Origin of the sequence: Actinomadura hibisca NBRC 15177, assembly GCF_001552635.1 — a bacterium.
GTDB lineage: Bacteria > Actinomycetota > Actinomycetes > Streptosporangiales > Streptosporangiaceae > Spirillospora > Spirillospora hibisca.
Map to the genome: position 1 here is coordinate 166,976 of NZ_BCRO01000019.1, position 17,187 is coordinate 184,162.

General features: G+C 71.9%; 13 protein-coding genes. 7 read left to right on the forward strand and 6 right to left on the reverse strand.

The features are described from left to right. Positions 1 to 242: 242 nt before the first annotated feature. Positions 243 to 872: a prepilin peptidase gene (locus AH6_RS09695; protein WP_067477023.1), complete on the forward strand. Its 630-nt coding sequence runs from the start codon at positions 243 to 245 to the stop codon at positions 870 to 872. A 29-nt stretch (positions 873 to 901) separates the two neighbouring features. Beyond that, a complete protein-coding gene (locus tag AH6_RS09700) occupies positions 902 to 3,262 on the forward strand; it encodes a fused MFS/spermidine synthase (RefSeq protein ID WP_067477026.1) in 2,361 nt (786 codons plus the stop codon). A gap of 21 nt (positions 3,263 to 3,283) precedes the next feature. Here the strand turns inward: AH6_RS09700 and AH6_RS09705 are convergent, their stop codons facing one another. Both AH6_RS09705 and AH6_RS09710 read right to left on the reverse strand, forming a co-directional pair. Then, positions 3,284 to 4,897 (reverse strand): LCP family protein, encoded by a 1,614-nt coding sequence (locus AH6_RS09705; protein WP_067477029.1) that lies wholly within the window; start codon positions 4,895 to 4,897, stop codon positions 3,284 to 3,286. Between the two features lie 157 nt (positions 4,898 to 5,054). Continuing rightward, positions 5,055 to 6,953: a vWA domain-containing protein gene (locus AH6_RS09710; RefSeq protein ID WP_083982510.1), complete on the reverse strand. Its 1,899-nt coding sequence runs from the start codon at positions 6,951 to 6,953 to the stop codon at positions 5,055 to 5,057. Between the two features lie 66 nt (positions 6,954 to 7,019). Between AH6_RS09710 and AH6_RS09715 the strand changes: the two genes are divergently transcribed. Further along, positions 7,020 to 7,874, forward strand: a complete 855-nt coding sequence (locus tag AH6_RS09715; RefSeq protein WP_067477031.1) for a serine/threonine-protein kinase — start codon at positions 7,020 to 7,022, stop codon at positions 7,872 to 7,874. A 167-nt stretch (positions 7,875 to 8,041) separates the two neighbouring features. On the opposite strand, the gene AH6_RS09720 is transcribed toward AH6_RS09715, so the two are convergent. The 4 genes from AH6_RS09720 to AH6_RS09735 form a co-directional block, all read right to left on the reverse strand. Beyond that, positions 8,042 to 9,610, reverse strand: coding sequence for an OmpA family protein (locus AH6_RS09720; RefSeq protein WP_067477035.1), 1,569 nt, complete (start codon positions 9,608 to 9,610; stop codon positions 8,042 to 8,044). Between the two features lie 236 nt (positions 9,611 to 9,846). Then, complete coding sequence (locus AH6_RS09725; RefSeq protein ID WP_083982514.1) at positions 9,847 to 11,031, reverse strand: OmpA family protein; 1,185 nt, start codon at positions 11,029 to 11,031, stop codon at positions 9,847 to 9,849. Positions 11,032 to 11,065: 34 nt separating this feature from the next. Further along, the gene (locus AH6_RS09730) at positions 11,066 to 11,647 is read right to left on the reverse strand and encodes an OmpA family protein (protein ID WP_067477307.1); all 582 of its coding nucleotides are present in this window, start codon (positions 11,645 to 11,647) and stop codon (positions 11,066 to 11,068) included. Positions 11,648 to 11,652: 5 nt separating this feature from the next. Then, positions 11,653 to 12,228: a hypothetical protein gene (locus tag AH6_RS09735; protein ID WP_067477038.1), complete on the reverse strand. Its 576-nt coding sequence runs from the start codon at positions 12,226 to 12,228 to the stop codon at positions 11,653 to 11,655. 156 nt (positions 12,229 to 12,384) lie between these two features. Here AH6_RS09735 and AH6_RS09740 point away from each other — a divergent pair, with 156 nt between their 5' ends. The 4 genes from AH6_RS09740 to AH6_RS09755 all read left to right on the forward strand — a co-directional run bounded on the left by AH6_RS09740 (position 12,385) and on the right by AH6_RS09755 (position 16,961). Beyond that, the gene (locus AH6_RS09740; protein WP_218005764.1) at positions 12,385 to 12,969 is read left to right on the forward strand and encodes a helix-turn-helix domain-containing protein; all 585 of its coding nucleotides are present in this window, start codon (positions 12,385 to 12,387) and stop codon (positions 12,967 to 12,969) included. Positions 12,970 to 13,384: 415 nt separating this feature from the next. Next, positions 13,385 to 14,215, forward strand: a complete 831-nt coding sequence (gene sdhC / locus AH6_RS09745) for a succinate dehydrogenase subunit SdhC (RefSeq protein ID WP_067477043.1) — start codon at positions 13,385 to 13,387, stop codon at positions 14,213 to 14,215. A gap of 14 nt (positions 14,216 to 14,229) precedes the next feature. Then, complete coding sequence (locus AH6_RS09750) at positions 14,230 to 16,194, forward strand: fumarate reductase/succinate dehydrogenase flavoprotein subunit (RefSeq protein ID WP_067477046.1); 1,965 nt, start codon at positions 14,230 to 14,232, stop codon at positions 16,192 to 16,194. After that, positions 16,191 to 16,961 (forward strand): succinate dehydrogenase/fumarate reductase iron-sulfur subunit, encoded by a 771-nt coding sequence (locus AH6_RS09755; RefSeq protein WP_067477049.1) that lies wholly within the window; start codon positions 16,191 to 16,193, stop codon positions 16,959 to 16,961. The genes AH6_RS09750 and AH6_RS09755 overlap by 4 nt, the downstream gene beginning before the upstream one ends. Positions 16,962 to 17,187 lie beyond the last annotated feature (226 nt).

The following is a 17,187-nucleotide window of genomic DNA, read 5'->3' on the forward strand; positions in this document are numbered from 1 at the left end:
GGAGGCATCGCCCACGGGGCATGTGTGGGCGACCCTGACATCCCACCGAAAGAGTCGATTTTTGGGATGGGCCTCGGGGCCCGAATCCGGGGCCCAAACTTGTTCCGGCGGCCCGTGCGGGGCGCGCGGCGGCGGTGTTGGGCCCTGAGGCTCATGCGCGGGAGCCGTCCAGACGATTGGATATCCGCTGGCACCGGCGTCGCCGAGTGCCCGGACAGGGTGAGGACGGGGCGGCCTGAGCGATGATCACACTGCTGGCGGTCCTGCTGGGTGCGGTCGCCGGGTTGCTGCTCGCGCCGCTGGCCCGGCCCTACGTCGAGGACGTGCCGCGGTCGCACCGGATCGTGGTGGCGGCGCTGACGGCCGGCGGGTTCGGCCTGTTCGGCTGGCGGGCCGGCTGGCAGCCGGTCACGGTCGCGCTGCTCTACCTGGTCGCCGTCGGCGTGCTGCTCTGCTACATCGACGTCCGGGTCAAGCGGCTGCCCGACCGGTTCACCCTGACGTCCTACGGGATCGGGCTGGTGCTGCTGGGGGCGGCGGCGCCGTTCACCGAGAACGGCCTCACCCGCTTCGGGCACGCGCTGGTCGGCATGGTCGCGCTGTTCCTGCTGTACGTCGTCCAGGTGTTCCTGGTGCCGAGCGGGCTCGGCCTCGGCGACGTCAAGCTGTCGGGGGCGCTCGGGTTGTACCTCGGCTGGTTCGGGACCGAGACCTGGGTCATGGGACTGCTGCTGAGCTACTTCGCCGGCGGGTTCGCGGCCATCGGCATCATGATCGTCCGCCGGACCCGCAAGGGCGACTTCCCGTTCGGCCCCTACATGATCGTTGGGACGCTGGCCGCGGTGCTGCTGGCGCCCGGCATCGCCGGATGACCACTCCCGTCCCCCCGCCCTGAGGAGTGATGACGTTGGACCTCGCCGCCGAGGCGGTCGCGCCGCCGGTGACCGGACCCGGCGGGCGGCGCCGGCCGCCGGCGGCGGTCGTCGGGCTCTTCGTGCTGACGAGCCTGGTCGGCGCGAGCCTGATCTTCGCGGTCGAGCCGATGGTGGCCAAGCTGCTGCTGCCCGCCTATGGCGGCTCCCCGATGGTGTGGAACACCTCGGTGCTGTTCTTCCAGCTCATGATGCTGATCGGTTACGCCTACGCGCACTGGTCCCAGCGTTTCGGGCGCCGCCGCCAGCCCGCCGTCCACGTCGTGCTGATCGTGCTGCCGCTGTTCCTGCTGCCGGTCGCGCTGCCCGCCTGGGCCAAGGCCCCGGACTCCTGGTGGGTCGCGCCGTGGTTGCTGCTGGTGCTCACCGTCATGGTGGGCGCGCCGTTCGCGGCGCTGTCGGCGACCGGGCCGCTGGTCCAGCGCTGGTACTCGTGGTCGGGCCTGCCGCGCGCGGAGGACCCCTACTTCCTGTACGCGGCGGGGAACGTGGGGAGCCTGCTCGCGCTGCTGTCCTACCCGTTCGTGATCGAACCGCTCGTCGGGCTGGCCGCGCAGAGGCGGGGGTGGGCCGTGGGTTACGCGGTCTTCGTCGTCCTGATGGCGGTGTGCGCGCTCGTGGTCGTGCGGAGCCGGGGTGGTTCTCCGGGGCCTCGGGCACCGGAAGCCGAGGGCGGGGCCGAGACGAGGGCCGAGACCGGGACGGTGGCCGAGACGAGGACCGAGACCGGGACGGCGGGCGAGGCGGTGGCCGGGACGGAGGCCGGAGCCGAGGCCGAGGAGGAGAGCGCCGAGCCGATCGGGTGGCGGCGGCGCGTCAAGTGGGTCCTGCTGGCCGCGCTGCCGTCGTCGCTGATGCTGGGCGCGACCACGCACATCTCCACCGACATCGCGCCGGTGCCGCTGATGTGGGTGGTCCCGCTGGCGTTGTACCTGGTGACGTTCATCGTCGCGTTCGGCGTGCGGCGGCGTCCGTGGCTGGGAACCACCGCCTGGGCGCTTGCGGCCTCCTCTGCGGTCCTGTCCTGGACCCTGCTGCTGTTCTCGTCCTATCTGGGCGTCCTCATGCTGCCCGTGGACCTGCTGTGGGTGGTGCTGGCGGGGCTGGCCTGCCACGGGCTGCTGGCGGAAGACCGTCCCGGCTCGCGGCACCTCACCGAGTTCTTCCTGTACGTGTCGCTCGGCGGCGCGCTCGGCGGGTCGTTCAACGGGCTGCTCGCGCCCCTGCTCTTCAACTGGGGCGCGGAGTTCCCCCTGGCCATCGCGGGCCTGGCGGGACTCGCCCTGGTGATCGCCCGCTCCGGGGACGCGGACGGTGCGCGGGAGGGGGAGCCTCCGGTCTGGCGGCGGGTGGTCCGGCTCCTGCCCTTCCTGGTGCCGCCCCTGGCGGTCCTGGGCGGCTCGCGGCTGCACAGCGACTGGTTGTTGCTGCTCGGCCTGTTCGCGCTGGTGGCCTGCGCCGTCCGCGTGTTGTGGCGGCAGCCGCGCTTCACCGTCGTCTCGGCCGTGCTGGGCGTGGTGGCGATGTTCTTCCTCCAGACGGGGTCCTCCCTCGTCCAGGAGCGGACGTTCTTCGGCAGCTACCGGGTCGAGCAGCAGGACGACCAGCGCCGCTTCCTGCACGGGACCACGCTGCACGGCTGGCAGCTGACCAGGCCCGACGAGCGCGGGCTTCCGACGTCCTACTACGCCAGGACCGGGCCGCTGGGGGACGTCTTCACCGCCTACGGCCCGACTCCGGCGGCGGGCCGGACGGCGGTCGTCGGGCTGGGGACCGGCACGGTCGCCGCCTACGGCCGTCCGGGACAGCGGATGGACTTCTACGAGATCGACCCCGAGGTCGTGCGCATCGCCCGCTCCCACTTCACCTACCTGCGCGACTGCGCCTGCGAGGTGCGGACCCGCACCGGGGACGGGCGGCTCCGGCTGGCCGAGGTCCCGGACGGGAGCTACGGGATCATCGTGCTGGACGCGTTCAGCTCCGACGCGATCCCGACGCACCTGCTCACCCGCGAGGCGTTGACGTTGTACGCGAGCAAGCTGGCGCCCGGCGGTGTCCTCGTCTTCAACATCAGCAACCGGAACCTGGACCTGCGCCCGGTCCTGGCCTCGACCGCCCGCGCCGCCGGGCTGGTCGCGGCGATGGGGCGGGACGGGACCCCGCCCGGCCGGGTGTCGGCGCCCTCGGCCTGGAGCGTGGTGGCCCGCTCGGAGGCGGACCTGCGGCCGCTGACCTCGGCGGGGCGGCGCTGGGAGACGCAGAGCGCGCGCGGTCCCGTCTGGACGGACTCCTACTCCTCGGTCGTCGGCGCGTTGCGGCGGGTCTTCTGAGCGGGGACGGCCGGGGCCGCGCTACCTGCAGAGGTTCTGGCCGGGCTTGACGCCGCCCTTGATCTTGAGGGGCGGCGGGGCCAGCCGCACGCCCTTGGTGCCGATGACCAGCTTGACGCGGTCGCCGGGCGCGGCGGTGTCGGGGGTGAGCAGCGCGTTCGGCACGGTCTGCGCGAGCACGGCCGCCTTCGCCTCGGCGGACGGGGCGTGGACGATGCGGCTGTCGGCGCCGTCGGCGGCCTTCTCGCGCGTGACGTCGAAACCGCGCTGCCGGAGCTGGTGGGCGATCCGCTCGACCAGCTCGTCCTTGCCGCCGGCGTCCACCACGGTGACCTTGATGTCCTTGGGGGCGGGCGGCCTGGGGCCCGCCTTGGCCGGTTGCGGGGCGGGCAGGTCGTTGTCGTGCTTGACGGCCTCGAACAGCGGTCTGGCCAGCTCGTCGTTCCACTGGACGCGGTTGTGGTCGGGCGCGTACTCCTCGACCGGGACGGTCACGAAGCGGACCTGCCCGGCGCTCATGTCCTTGACGCCCTCGGCCAGCTTCCGCATGGCCGCGAGGTCGAGCTCGTCGTCGGTGGTCACCGACTTGGTGGCGGCCTTGAGGAACTTGTAGGTCTTGGCCGGGTCGCTGAGGACCTCGCCGCTGGTGGCCTTGGCGACGACCGAGGCCATGAACTTCTGCTGCCGCTCGATGCGGCCGAGGTCGCCGCCGTCGCCGAGCGAGTAGCGGGCGCGCACGTAGCCGAGGGCCTGCTCGCCCTTCACCGTCTGCTTGCCCGCTTTGAGGAACAGCTCGGCGCGCGGGTCGCTGACGGGCTTGTCGACGCAGATCTCCACGCCGTCCAGGGCGTCCACCATGCGCTTGAAGCCGGTGAAGTCGATCTGCACGAAGTGGTCGATGTGGATGCCGGTCAGGGTCTCCAGCGTCTTCCAGGTGCAGGTGGGCCCGGCGAAGGCGAACGCGGCGTTGAGCATGCCGAACTGGCCGGGGACGGTGCCGCCCTTCTCCTTCTTGCAGTCGGGGATCCGCACCATCGAGTCGCGCGGGAAGCTGATCCCGACGGCCTGGTCCCGGTTGGGCGACAGGTGGAGCAGGATGGCGGTGTCCGAGCGCGCGCCGGTCATGCCCGCGGCCGCGCCGTAGCGGGCGTTGTCGCCGTCGCGGGTGTCGGAGCCGAGCAGCAGGATGTTGAGCGACTTGTTGAGCTTCTTGGGCCGGTCGGTTCCGAGGGCGGAGGCGACGCTCTTCTGCTCGATGCCGCTGCGCAGGTCGTAGTAGAGCCACCCGGCGCCGCCACCGGCGGCCAGTAGGAGCAGAGCCGTTCCCAGCGCCGTGCGCCGCAGGATCTTCCGCCGCCGCGAACGCTTGCGTCCGGGCGGGACGCTCTCGCCCTCGCCCGTTCCCGGCGTTCCGACACCGTCTGTCCCCGACGCCTCGCCTTCGCCCGTTCCCGGTGTTGCGGTTTCCGCGTCCTGGGAGGGGGCGTCGGCCTGGTTCGCTTTCTCGTCGGCCGAGGGACGTCCGTTCCCGGCGTCGCTCTTGGTGGGAGCGGCCGGGTCGGGGACGCCGGGGGCGTTCGTGGCGGCGTTGTCGTCCCCCGCGAGGTCCTCGCGGCGGGGGTCGTTGTCGCTCATCCGGTCCTGTCTCGGGCAAGGCCCTGCGCGGGCAGGCGGTTTGTCGGCTTAGGAAGGTTAAGGGGTTGTCGGGACGCGCGAGACGTCCGGGAGGCGCACTCGGCTCCTCCCTTGGACGCGCGTCAGGGACCCTATGTTCCCAAAAGCCTCAAACGGGTCAGAAGTGGTTATAGGGACCTTCCTGGGGCGGGCGGCGCGTGGACGGGCGACGGCGCCGGAGGAGGAACAGGACCACGGCCACCACGCCCAGCAGCGCGGCACCGGCGGCGCCCAGCAACCACAGCGGGACGGCGTCGCCGCCGGAGTCCTTGTCGCCGGCGTCCTTCCTGGCGGCCGGCGCGGACGTCGCCGGCGTGGCCGCGCCGAAGAGGTCCTGACCAGCGGCGGCGTTGGCGTACTGGGGGCCCTTCTCGGGCGTGCCGGTCACCGTCAGGTCGAGCGTCACCAGGAGCGGGGTGGTGAGGTCGTCGCTCTGCCGGAGGGAGGAGGCCACGCCGAGCTTGACGGAGATGTAGTACCAGCCCGCCGTGCTCTGCGCGTTCTGCTCCTTGGTGGCGGCCTCGCGGTTGCGGTAGCGGACCGGCAGCGTGGCGAAGGACCTGCCGTCGCCGGGCAGGGAGGTGGCGGTGCCGCTGTAGGCGTTGGTGGACCAGCCCGCCCGCTGCCGTGCGGGAGAGAAGAGGGTGGAGGTGATGTTGGCCGCGCCGAACAGGTCGCGCGCCGGGTAGTTGACGCGGTAGGCCAGCCCCTGCCCCCAGCCGAGACGGACCCGGTAGTGGACGATCTCGCCGAAGCGGAGCTGCTCCGCGTAGCGGCCGCTGCCCGGCAGGGTGGCGGCGTTGCCGAACGAGCCGCCGCCGCTGACGGGGACGCCCGAGCCGGACTGCGTGGTGAGGGACACGGGAGCGGACGCGGGCGCTGGCCCCTTGTCCCCGGTGACCGGGGGTTCGAGGCCGATCTGGAGCTCCAGCGGGACACGGTCGGGGGAGTCGGGGCCGGTGTCCTGGGCGCTGGTGAAGTAGACCGCGAAGGTGTAGCGGCCGGGTGCCTTGCAGGCGTCCGGAGCGGAGGGCTTGGTGGTGTCCCAGGCCAGGACGGCGCTGACGGACTCCCCTTCCCTGCCCCCGGAGGTGACCTGGTTCTCGAAGTAGTGGCAGTCCACGTTGCCAGGCCCGTAGACGGCGACGTTGAGACCCGCGATCTGGCGTTCGCCGCCGCGCGGGAAAGCGGCGGTGGCGGCCACATAGACGGTGTTGCCCTGCGGGACCTCGGCCGAGTAGTGGCGCTTGCGGTTGAAGCCGAGGGTGTCCAGGTAGCCGCCGGTGGCGAGCACCGGGGCGCCCTGCGGAGTGGATGTGCCGGTCACCGGCTTGCCCGCGGGTTGGTAGTTGCGCAGGGCCGAGGCGGTCACGCGGTGGAGCGCGTTGCCGAGCCCGGAGGCGTCCGGGACGTCGGTGTAGGTGCCGCCCGTCGCCTGGGCGACGCAGGTGAGCTGCTCCTTGGCCTTGCCGGTGACCTGGTAGCCGATGGTGTGGACGCGCAGATCGACGCCCTGCCCTGCCAGTTCCCTGGCGACCTGGCAGGGTTCGGGCGGGGCGCAGGTGTCCTCGCCGTCGGAGACCAGGACGATCGAGCGCGGCCCCTGTCCGGGCAGCGCGGCGGCGGCCGTGCGCAGGGACTGCCCGATGGGCGTGTAACCGCGGGGCGCGGCCTTCTCGGCGGCCTGGACGAGCGCGTTCCTGTCCAGCGGGCCGACCGGCTGCACGACCTTGATGTCCTTGCACCCGGCGGCCTTCTCGGCGCCGGACGAACCGGTGCCGGTGCCGTAGACGGTCAGCCCCATCCGCGCGTCCGGCGGCACGCTCTCCACCAGCGACCGCACCGCGCGGCGCGCGGCGTCCATGCGGGTGCCGCCGGGGACCTTGGCCTGCATGGAGCCGGACGCGTCCAGCACCAGCATCACCGGGGCGAGCTGGTCGGCGGCGGCCGCGCGCGGGACGAGGACGAGGGACAGCGCCATGAGCAGGGCGCCGGCGAGCGACAGTGCCTTGCGCATCTCTCTCCTTCGGGGAAGCGGTGCGATGAATCGTCCCGCACCGGGGGATTCCGTACGATCTGATTCGTGTACGCGGGGTGGGAGATCGGCGGGCGGTTCACCATGCTCGACCGGATCGGTGCGGGCGGGACCAGCCGGGTGTGGCGCGCCCACGACCGGCTGGCGGGCCGGTACTGCGCGGCCAAGCTCGTCCGGCAGCGCGACACGACCGCCGTCCTGCGGGTGGTCCGGGAACGCGCGATCCGGCTGGCGCACCCGCACGTGCTGACCCCCTACGCCTGGTATCCCGCGGACGACGACGTGCTGCTGGCCATGGACCTGATGCGCGGCGGCTCACTGGAGACCCTCCTCGGCGACTACGGCAGGCTGCCGCCCGAGTACGCGGCCGAGGTCCTGGACCAGATGTTGACGGCGCTGAGCCACATCCACGCCGCGGGCGTGGTGCACCGGGACGTGAAACCGGCCAACGTCCTGCTGGAACCGAGCCCGGTGGGCGCCCCGCACACCCGCCTCGGCGACTTCGGCATCGCCCTCGGCGCGGACGGCATGCGGCTGACCACGACGGGCTTCGTGGTCGGCACCCCGGGCTACATGGCCCCCGAGGTCCTGGACTGGGCCCGGCCCAGCCCGGCGCAGGACCTGTACGCGGCGGGCATGGTGACCTGGCGGATGCTGACCGGTGCGGACCTGCCCGAGCCCCGCCAGCGGCTCGGCCCCCGGCCCCCGTGGGTGCCCCCGCTCCTGTGGGAGGTGGTCGAGCACCTGTGCGCGCCCGCCCCCGAGGACCGCCCGGCGACGGCGGAAGCGGCCCGCCACGCGCTGACCGCCTGCCGGGCCCCGCTGACCTTCCCCGCCCGGACCCTGGACGGCGAACCCCTGCAGATCTTCGACCACCTGGGCCCGCCCCCCGCCGTGCGCTGACCCCGAAACCCCAACGCTGGAGGGTGCGGCGCTGGGCGGCGCGGCGCGGGAGGGCGCAGGGCCGACGAGGGGGATGGCGGAGAGTGCGGTGTTGAAGGGCGGGTGCTGCGGGGGCGGCGGAAACAGCGCCGGGGGAGACGGCCGCTTCTCTGGGCCGGTGAGGACGCTCATGGGATCGGGAGGTCGGGGATCTGGCCGAAGGCGCCGGCGTTGAGGGTCACGCCCCTGACCCCGGCGGGTGGGGCCGCGACGTAGATGTAGCTGCGGAAAGGAGTGTTCGGCGTGGGCGGGCCGGCGCTGCCCTCCAGGTAGGAGAAGCTGCCCTCGCCGCCGACGCGCACGGACTGGTAGGTGGTCTTGGAGTTGGGGTCGAGCACGCTGAAGCTGCCGAAGTCGCCTCTCGGGGGCTGGCTCTCGAAGGGGCTGCCGAGCATCTTCCTGCGTTCGGCGTTGCCGAGCAGGGTCAGCTCGAACGGGACCGCGAGGTAGGCGCCGTCGCGGTAGAGGGGCAACACCCGGAGGCGGTGCCGCTGGCCGTCGATCTGGCCGGTGCGCTCGGCCACGGGCGCGCCGTCGCGCCGGAAGCCGGCGGGCGGGGCGGTGGAGCCGCCCGGCGATGTGGTCGCCGTCGCCGTGCCACCGGTCGTGACCTGCTGCTTGATCTGGTACGAGATCTCCACCCGGCGGTTCTTGCGGCGGGCCTGCTCGTCGTCGGGTCCGCCCTCCTTGGCGATCGGCTCGGTGGCGCCCTTGGCCTCGGCCCGGTAGCGGTAGGCCGAGCCCAGCCGGGTCTGGAGTTCCTTGAGCACGACGTCGGCCCGCTGCCGGGAGAGCCGCCGGTTGTAGTCGGCGGTGCCCCTGCCGTCGGTGTGGCCCTCGACGGTGATCGGCGGTTTGGCCGGGTCGGCCTTGGCCTTCGTCTCGGCGGCGACCTGGTCGAGAACCTGCTTGGCCTGGGCGGTCAGCGTGGCCTTGTCGAAGTCGAACAGCACGTCCGCCCGCAGCCCGATCTTCTCCTCGGTGCTGCTGGAGGTCGAGGAGCGCACCTCGCTCTCGACGCCGTCGTACAGGTCGTTGATCCAGGTCTCGACCTTGCCGGTGGGCGCGTTGGCGCCGAACGTCGCGGTGGGACCGGCGTTCTCGGGCGGCTGCGGCAGCGTCGCGGGCGGTGGGGTGGCTCCCTGGACGACGGGCACCCCGGTGAAGACGCCGGGATGGCCCGGCGCGCGCACGGTCATCTTCTGGACGCCGGCGGGGACGGCGGGGAAGTAGACGTGCCCCTCGTACCGGGTCTGCGGGTGGTAGTAGAAGATCGGGTTGGTCTGGCTGCCGAAGCCGTCGTGGGCGCCCGGCTTGCGCAGGGAGGAGTACTGCTTGCGGCCCACCGTGTCGACCAGGCTGATCGCGCCGAAGGAGTGATCGAGGACCCAGGTGGCGAACGGGTTGGTGAAGACCTTCTCGGTGTCGGGGTAGGTGACGGCGAACCGCAGAACCGACCATTCCCGGAAGCGCTCGACCCGGATCATCTCGACCCGCAGCCGGAAGGGCTCGGAGAAGGCGTTGAAGTAGTAGACACCGTCGCGTGCCATGCCCTGGCCTGGGGGCGCGCTCTCGGCCGCGCCGCTCACCGCCGGTCTGCTCGGGGTCTTTCCCTGCTTGCCCGACGTGTTCCCGCCGCCGCCTCCGCAACCTGCGAGCACCAGCAGCGACAGGACGACCAGCGCTGCCAGTCCCACTTTCTCGGAGCGTTGTGGCCTTCCGCTTCTGCTGCGGCCGCCGTCTGCTGACTTGGGGAGCGGAACGGAAGGCAGGCGAAGTGTGAAGAGTGGGCGCAGGACGCGGGCGAAACGAGAAGCGGTGTCTGGGGGCGGCGGGAGGAGGGGAGGTGTGATGGGCTTTCGCATCGGTGGCCTCGTGCGCTGGTCGGGGGTGTGGGAGGTGCGCGGGGTGGAAGCATCGGGCGGGGTCGGTCCTACTTCTGTCGGGCGGAGATGACCACGCGGCGGTTCTTGGCGCGGCCTTCCGGGTCGTCGGAGCCGTCGGGCCTGGTGTTGGCGGCGGTGGGCTTGCTCTCGCCGTAGCCGGTGGCCTTCAGCCGGGAACGGTCGATGCCGCCCTTGGTGGCGAGCCAGTCGACGATGGCCTGGGCGCGCTGCTCGGAGAGCGTCTGGTTGGCGGCCGGTTCGCCCTTGGCGTCGGTGTGGCCGTCCACCTGGAGGGGCGCGGTGGCGGGGATCTCCTTGCGCACGGAGGCCGCGATCTTGGCGAGTTCGGTCGCGGCGGCGGGCTTGATGTCGGCCCTGCCGAAGTCGAACAGCACGTCGGCCTCGATGTTGTAGGCGATCTGGTCGTCGCCCTTGATGATGTTGCTCCGGCCTGCGGTGTACTGCTGCAGAGACGCCTGGCGGACGCTGACCTGGGGAATGCTCACCTGGGGAACGCTGACTTGGGGAACGCTCACCTGGCGGATGCATTCGTTTTTGGAATTGCAGGCCGAGGGCCGGTACACCGACGGCCGGTACACCGAAGCGCGATACGCCGAGGGCCGGTACACCGACGGCCGGTACACCGAGGCGACGTATTCGCCCTCCTGCGTGGGCTTGGCCTGGCAGACCTCCGGAGTCTGCGTTGCGGCGACCGTCACCGGCGAGGCCGATTCGGCGTTGGCGCGCTCGGGAGCGAGCTTGATGCCGCCCGCGTCGACGCCGGGGATCTCCACCTCCGGAATCCGCACCCCGGGGATGGTGACGCCGGGGATGCTCACCGCGCTCAGGCAGCCGCCGGGGGCGGGCCTGACGTCCACGCACTGGGCCGGGACCCGCTGGGCGGGGATGTCCACGCCGGGGATCGTGACGGCCGCGATCTTCTGGCCGCCGACGGTCGCCTCGGGGATGTGCACCGGGTCGGCGTGCACGGCCGGGATCTCGACGGCCTTGATGAGCTGCCCGCCGTTGGGGCAGGAGGCCGGCTCCGGGCCGGTGGAGGTGGGGGACGGCGAGGCGGTGCCGGCCGCGCCGGTGGGGCGCGCCTCGCCGGAGGCGGAGCCGCCCGGCTTCGGGTCGCCGCCGCCGCAGGAGGCGGCGAACAGCATGAGGGCGACGAGCGGGGCGACGACTCCGGTGATGCGCCGCGTCGTGCCCGCTGCGGGTCCGTGCACTGGTGACCTCCTGGGGGGAGAGGTGGTGGGGCGGTCAGAAGGTGATGTCCACGCGGCGGTTCTTCGCCCGGCCCTCGGGGTTGTCCTTGCCGTTGACCTCGTTGGGGGCGACGGGCTCGTCCTCCCCGTGGCCGACCGCCGTGATCTTGACGGGGGTGCCGCGCAGCAGGCGTTCCAGCTCGGCCCTGACCGCCTCGGCCCGCTGCTTGGACAGGCGCAGGTTGTAGCCGGGGTCGCCCTGGGCGTCGGAGTGGCCCGCCACCTGCACGGGACGGCCGGCCTCGCGCAGGCGGGGGGCCAGCCGGGAGACGCGACGGCGGGCCGCGTCGGTGAGCGTCGCCTTGTCGAAGTCGAACAGCACGTCCGAGGAGATGCGCACCGTCACCTTCGCGCCCTCCTTCTGCTCCTCCTCCAGCGGCAGGACGGCCTTGGACAGGTCGAGGTCGAGGGTGGCCTTGGCCGGATCGATGTCCCGGGTCGCGCCCGCGGTGTCCAAGGTCAGGACCGACCTGGCGAGGTTGGGGTCGGGCACCCGGGGATCGGGCGACGCGCCGGCCAGGGACGGGGAGCCGAGGACGGTCGCCAGCACGAGGACCGCGACGGCGGGTCGTCTCATCGGGATCACCGCTCGATCGGGACGTTGCGGAAGATGGGGAAGTAGCCGAACTGCACGTCCACCGCCTGCACGTTCTCCGGCGGGGCGGCGAAGGTGTAGCTCAGGGTGGACGGCTGGTTCGGCGTGAACGTGGGGTTGCCCGAGCCCACCTCCCGGTCGGCCGAGTCCTTCACCACCACGTAGCGCTTGAGGTTGACCGCGTCGAGCAGCGAGACGGCGGGGAAGTTGCCGCCGTTGACGCCGTAGAGGTTCTCGCTGCCCCCGTTGATGCCCTCGGTGCTGCCCCGCAGGGTGAGCGACAGGGTCAGGTGGGCCAGCCGGCCGCGGGCGGACAGGCTGACGACCGCCAGCTCGACCGGGCCCTTGGCCGAGCCGGTGGTGATCTTCACCAGCGGCTTGGCGGGATCGGCGACCTTGGGCTCGCCCTTGCCCACGGCGTTGGCGGCCTTGCCCGGACCGGCCCCGCCGCCGCCCCCGCCGTCGCCGGAGGAGGAGTCGCCGCCGAGCACCGAGCAGCCGGTCAGGGCGGCGGTGAGCAGGAGGGCCGTCGCGAGCGTCGCCGCGCGGTGCCGGATGTGCATCGTTCACCTTCTTCGTCGGGGGGAGGCGCCCGGCCGCACGTCGCATCGCATGTGCAAACAGGGAGCGGCATGGCACCATGGAAGAGCGGCTGTCGTTGCCTCTTGCAGATGGGAATATACTGTTTGCAGTTGCGAACAGTCAAGGGGGAGTTGGATGTGAGTTCCGCAGAGGACACCGTGGTGCGCAACCGCGCCCTGCAGACCGAGTGGTACGGCGAGCCGCTGGGCGACCGGGTCCGCCGCCTGCTGGGCGTGCTCGGCCTGTCCCAGTCGGCGCTGGCCGGGGTGCTGGGATTGTCGCCGCCCATGCTCTCCCAGCTCATGTCCGGCCAGCGCGCGAAGATCAGCAATCCGGCGGTGCTCAACCGGCTGCTGGCGGTGGAGGAGCTGGCCGCCGACCCCGGCTTCGAGACGCTCTCGGAGGCCGAGGTGCGCGGCAGGCTGACCGACATCCGCGCCGAGCTGGCCGCCACCACCTCCGGCGCCCGGCTGGCCGCCTCCAGCCACTCGCCGGTGGAGCGGGTGCTGGCCGAGCGGCTCGCCGCCGGCCAGGACCCGGCGGGCTCGCCCGCCCGCATCCTGCAGTCGTTGCTGCGCGAGGTCGCCTCCGCCGCCGAGATCGAGGCCGCCGCCTCGATGATCGACATCAGCTTCCCGGAGCTGGCTGAGGTCCTGCGGGTCTACGGCACCGGCCGCGCCAGCGACGCCGAGGCCCACTTCGCCCGCATGTTCGGGGGATGAGGGCCGACCGCCCGCCGGACGCCGACCGCCGGGGCGGTTCACGCTGTCACCGAGCGTGACGACATTGGTTCCGGACGGGCTTATCGGGCGGTAGCGCACCGTCCGGGATGCCTCGGTCATGCCTCGTCGCACTGGTCTCGATGCCCATCGGCCATAACCCCTGATTATGGGATCGCGCCGGGTGGAAAGGGGTTGTGTCGCGGCATACTCTGTGGTCAGGGTCACACGCGGTCCGCCCTGTTATGTATGTCACAGTGCCGGGCCGGTGGCGTAGGGTCGCTTCGCTGGTAGCGCACACGAGGCGTCACCGTAGGTCCGCGGTGCCGTTCCAGGCCGGCCGGGGCGCGACGGCCGGGCGCGTGCGCTCGCCCGCGGTACGGGGACCCCTGACGACCCGAGCTCAGGAGAGCGATCGATGAGCACTGTGGAGGCGCCGGACAAGACGCGCGCCCGCATCAAGGAACGCACGCTCCGCAAGGACAACTGGCGCGTCTATCCGATCACCACGCTGGTGATCTTCACGGCGTGGGTGGTGTACGCGACGGTGCGCGCCTTCTGGGGCGCGGCCTTCTACGTCCCGGAGTTCCACTACCTGACGCCGTTCTACTCGCCCTGCCTCAACGAGATCTGCAACAACGTCACCGTCAACGGGCACACCGGCGACGCCGCCGAGTTCGGCGCGTTCCTGCCGGCCGCCACGCGCGGCTGGATCCCGTTCGCGGCGCTGTCGCTGCCGTTCCTGCTGCTGTTCCGGCTGACCTGCTACTACTACCGCAAGGCCTACTACCGCTCGTACTGGGCCTCGCCGCCCGCGTGCGCGGTCGCCGAGCCGCACAAGAAGTACTCCGGCGAGCGCCGCTTCCCGCTGATCGGGCAGAACCTGCACCGGTACTTCTGGATGGCGGCGTTCCTCATCTCGCTCGTCAACACCTACGACGCCATCCGCGCCTTCCACGGCAAGGACGGCGGCTTCGGCGTCGGGCTCGGCACCCTGATCCTGCTCGCCAACGTGATCCTGCTGTGGGGCTACACCCTGTCGTGCCACTCCTGCCGGCACATCGTCGGCGGGCGGTTGAAGAACTTCTCCAAGCACCCGGTCCGGTACCGGATGTGGGGCTGGGTCTCCAAGCTGAACGAGCGGCACGGGCAGTACGCGCTCATCACGCTCGGCTCGCTGGTGGTCGCCGACCTGTACGTGGCGCTGGTGGCCAGCGAGACCATCTCCGACCTGCGATTCTTCAACTGAGGGACCCCCGGATCATGACTGAGATCGAAAGGCACTCCTACGACGTCGTCGTGATCGGTGCGGGCGGCGCGGGCCTGCGCGCCGCGATCGAGGCGCGGCTGCAGGGCAAGAAGACGGCGATCATCTCCAAGTCGCTGTTCGGCAAGGCGCACACCGTGATGGCCGAGGGCGGCGCCGCCGCCGCGATGGGCAACGTCAACCCCAACGACAACTGGCAGGTCCACTTCCGCGACACCATGCGCGGCGGCAAGTTCCTCAACAACTGGCGGATGGCCGAGCTGCACGCCAAGGAGGCGCCCGACCGCGTCTGGGAGCTGGAGCACTGGGGCGCGCTGTTCGACCGCACCAAGGACGGCAAGATCTCCCAGCGCAACTTCGGCGGCCACGAGTACCCGCGCCTCGCGCACGTCGGCGACCGCACCGGGCTGGAGCTGATCCGCACCGCGCAGCAGAAGATCGTGGCGCTCCAGCAGGAGGACCACCGCGACTTCGGCGACTACGAGGCGCGGCTGAAGGTCTGGGCCGAGACGACCGTCACCCGGCTGCTGCTGGACGGCGACCGCATCGCGGGCGTGTTCGCCTACGTCCGCGAAACCGGCAAGTTCGTGGTGTTCGAGGCCCCGGCGGTCGTGCTGGCCACCGGCGGCATCGGCAAGGCGTTCAAGGTCACCTCCAACTCCTGGGAGTACACCGGCGACGGCCACTCGCTGGCCCTGCTGGCGGGCGCGACCCTGCTCAACATGGAGTTCGTGCAGTTCCACCCGACCGGCATGGTCTGGCCGCCCTCGGTCAAGGGCATCCTGGTCACCGAGTCGGTGCGCGGCGACCGCGGCGTCCTGAAGAACTCCGACGGCAAGCGCTTCATGTTCGAGTACATCCCCGAGGTGTTCAAGGACAAGTACGCGACCTCCGAGGAGGAGGCCGACCGCTGGTACGACGACCCCGACAACAACCGGCGGCCGCCCGAGCTGCTGCCGCGCGACGAGGTCGCCCGCGCCATCAACTCCGAGGTCAAGGCGGGCCGCAACTCCCCGCACGGCGGCGTGTTCCTCACCGTCGTCGGCCGCATGCCCGGCGGCGCCGAGGAGATCAAGCGGCGGCTGCCGGCGATGCACCACCAGTTCAAGGAGCTGGCCGACGTCGACATCACCAAGGAGCCGATGGAGGTCGGCCCGACCTGCCACTACGTGATGGGCGGCGTCGAGGTCGACCCCGACACCGGCGCCGCGCTGGTGCCGGGCCTGTTCGCGGCCGGCGAGTGCTCGGGCGGCATGCACGGCTCCAACCGGCTGGGCGGCAACTCGCTGACCGACCTGCTGGTGTTCGGCCGCCGCGCCGGGGCGGGCGCGGCCGAGTACGTCGACGGCCTGGGCGGCGCGCGGCCCGGCGTGCCCGAGGACGAGGTCGCCAAGGCCACCGCCGAGGCGCTGGCGCCGCTGGAGCGCACCGGCGGCGAGAGCCCCTACGCCGTGCACGCCGAGCTCCAGCAGACCATGAACGAGCTGGTCGGCATCATCCGCAAGGAGGGGGAGCTGGAGCGGGCCATCGAGGCGCTGGACGGGCTGCGCGAGCGCGTCGCCAAGGTCAGCGTCGCGCCCGTCGCCGTCGACGACGGCCGCGGCTACCACCCCGGCTGGCACCTGGCGCTCGACCTGCGCAACATGTTGCTGGTGTCGGAGGCCATCGCGAGGTCGGCGCTGGAGCGCACCGAGAGCCGCGGCGGCCACACCCGCGACGACCACCCGCAGATGTCGGCCGACTGGCGCAAGGTCAACCTGGTGTGCCGGCTGGCCGGCGATCCCGACGACCCGCGCGTCGAGCTGCGGCACCAGCCCATGGAGCCGATGCGCGCCGACCTGATCGGGCTGTTCGAGACCGACGAGCTGAAGAAGTACCTCACCGCCGAGGAGCTGCCCGCCCAGGTCCAGGACGCGCAGCCGCAGGACGCCCCCGCCGACAGCGAGGAGACCGACCGATGAGCTACGAGGCGAAGTTCCGGGTGTGGCGCGGCGACGCGGGCGACGGCGAGCTGCGCGACTACCGCGTCGAGGTGAACGAGGGCGAGGTCGTCCTCGACATCATCCATCGGCTCCAGGCCACCCAGGCCCCCGACCTCGCGGTCCGCTGGAACTGCAAGGCCGGCAAGTGCGGCTCGTGTTCGGCCGAGATCAACGGCATGCCGCGGCTGCTGTGCATGACCCGGATGTCGACCTTCACGCCGGAGGAGACGATCACCGTCACGCCGGTGCGCACCTTCCCGGTGATCCGCGACCTGGTCACCGACGTGTCGTTCAACTACGAGAAGGCGCGGCAGATCCCGTCGTTCGACCCGGGCGACACCAAGCCGGGCGAGTTCCGGATGCAGCAGGTCGACGTGGAGCGCTCGCAGGAGTTCCGCAAGTGCATCGAGTGCTTCCTGTGCAACAACGTCTGCCACGTCATCCGCGACCACGAGGAGAACAAGCCGGGCTTCGCCGGCCCGCGCTTCCTCATGCGCATCGCCGAGCTGGAGATGCACCCGGCCGACGAGTCCGACCGGCGCAACATCGCCCAGGAGGACCACGGGCTCGGCTTCTGCAACATCACCAAGTGCTGCACCGAGGTCTGCCCGGAGCACATCAAGATCACTGACAACGCGCTGATCCCGATGAAGGAGCGGGTGGTCGGCCGCCGCTACGACCCGGTGGTCTGGCTCGGCAGCAAGCTCGGCATCGTGAAGAAGGGGCAGGACACGCCCTCGGCGTGAGCCGCGGGGAACGTGCAGAGGCCGGCGGGCGGCGTGCCCCCGTCACCGCCGCCCGCCCGCCGCCGTTCCCCATGAACGTCCGCTGCCGCGCGCGTCCCTCCGGACGCGCCCGCCGCGCTTCACCCTGCTGTGGCCGGGCGCAAATGAACAGGCATAAATACACACAACGCGTGACGCATTCGTGATCGCGCGGCCTGTGACGGCCCGCATCCGGCCCTCTAGCGTG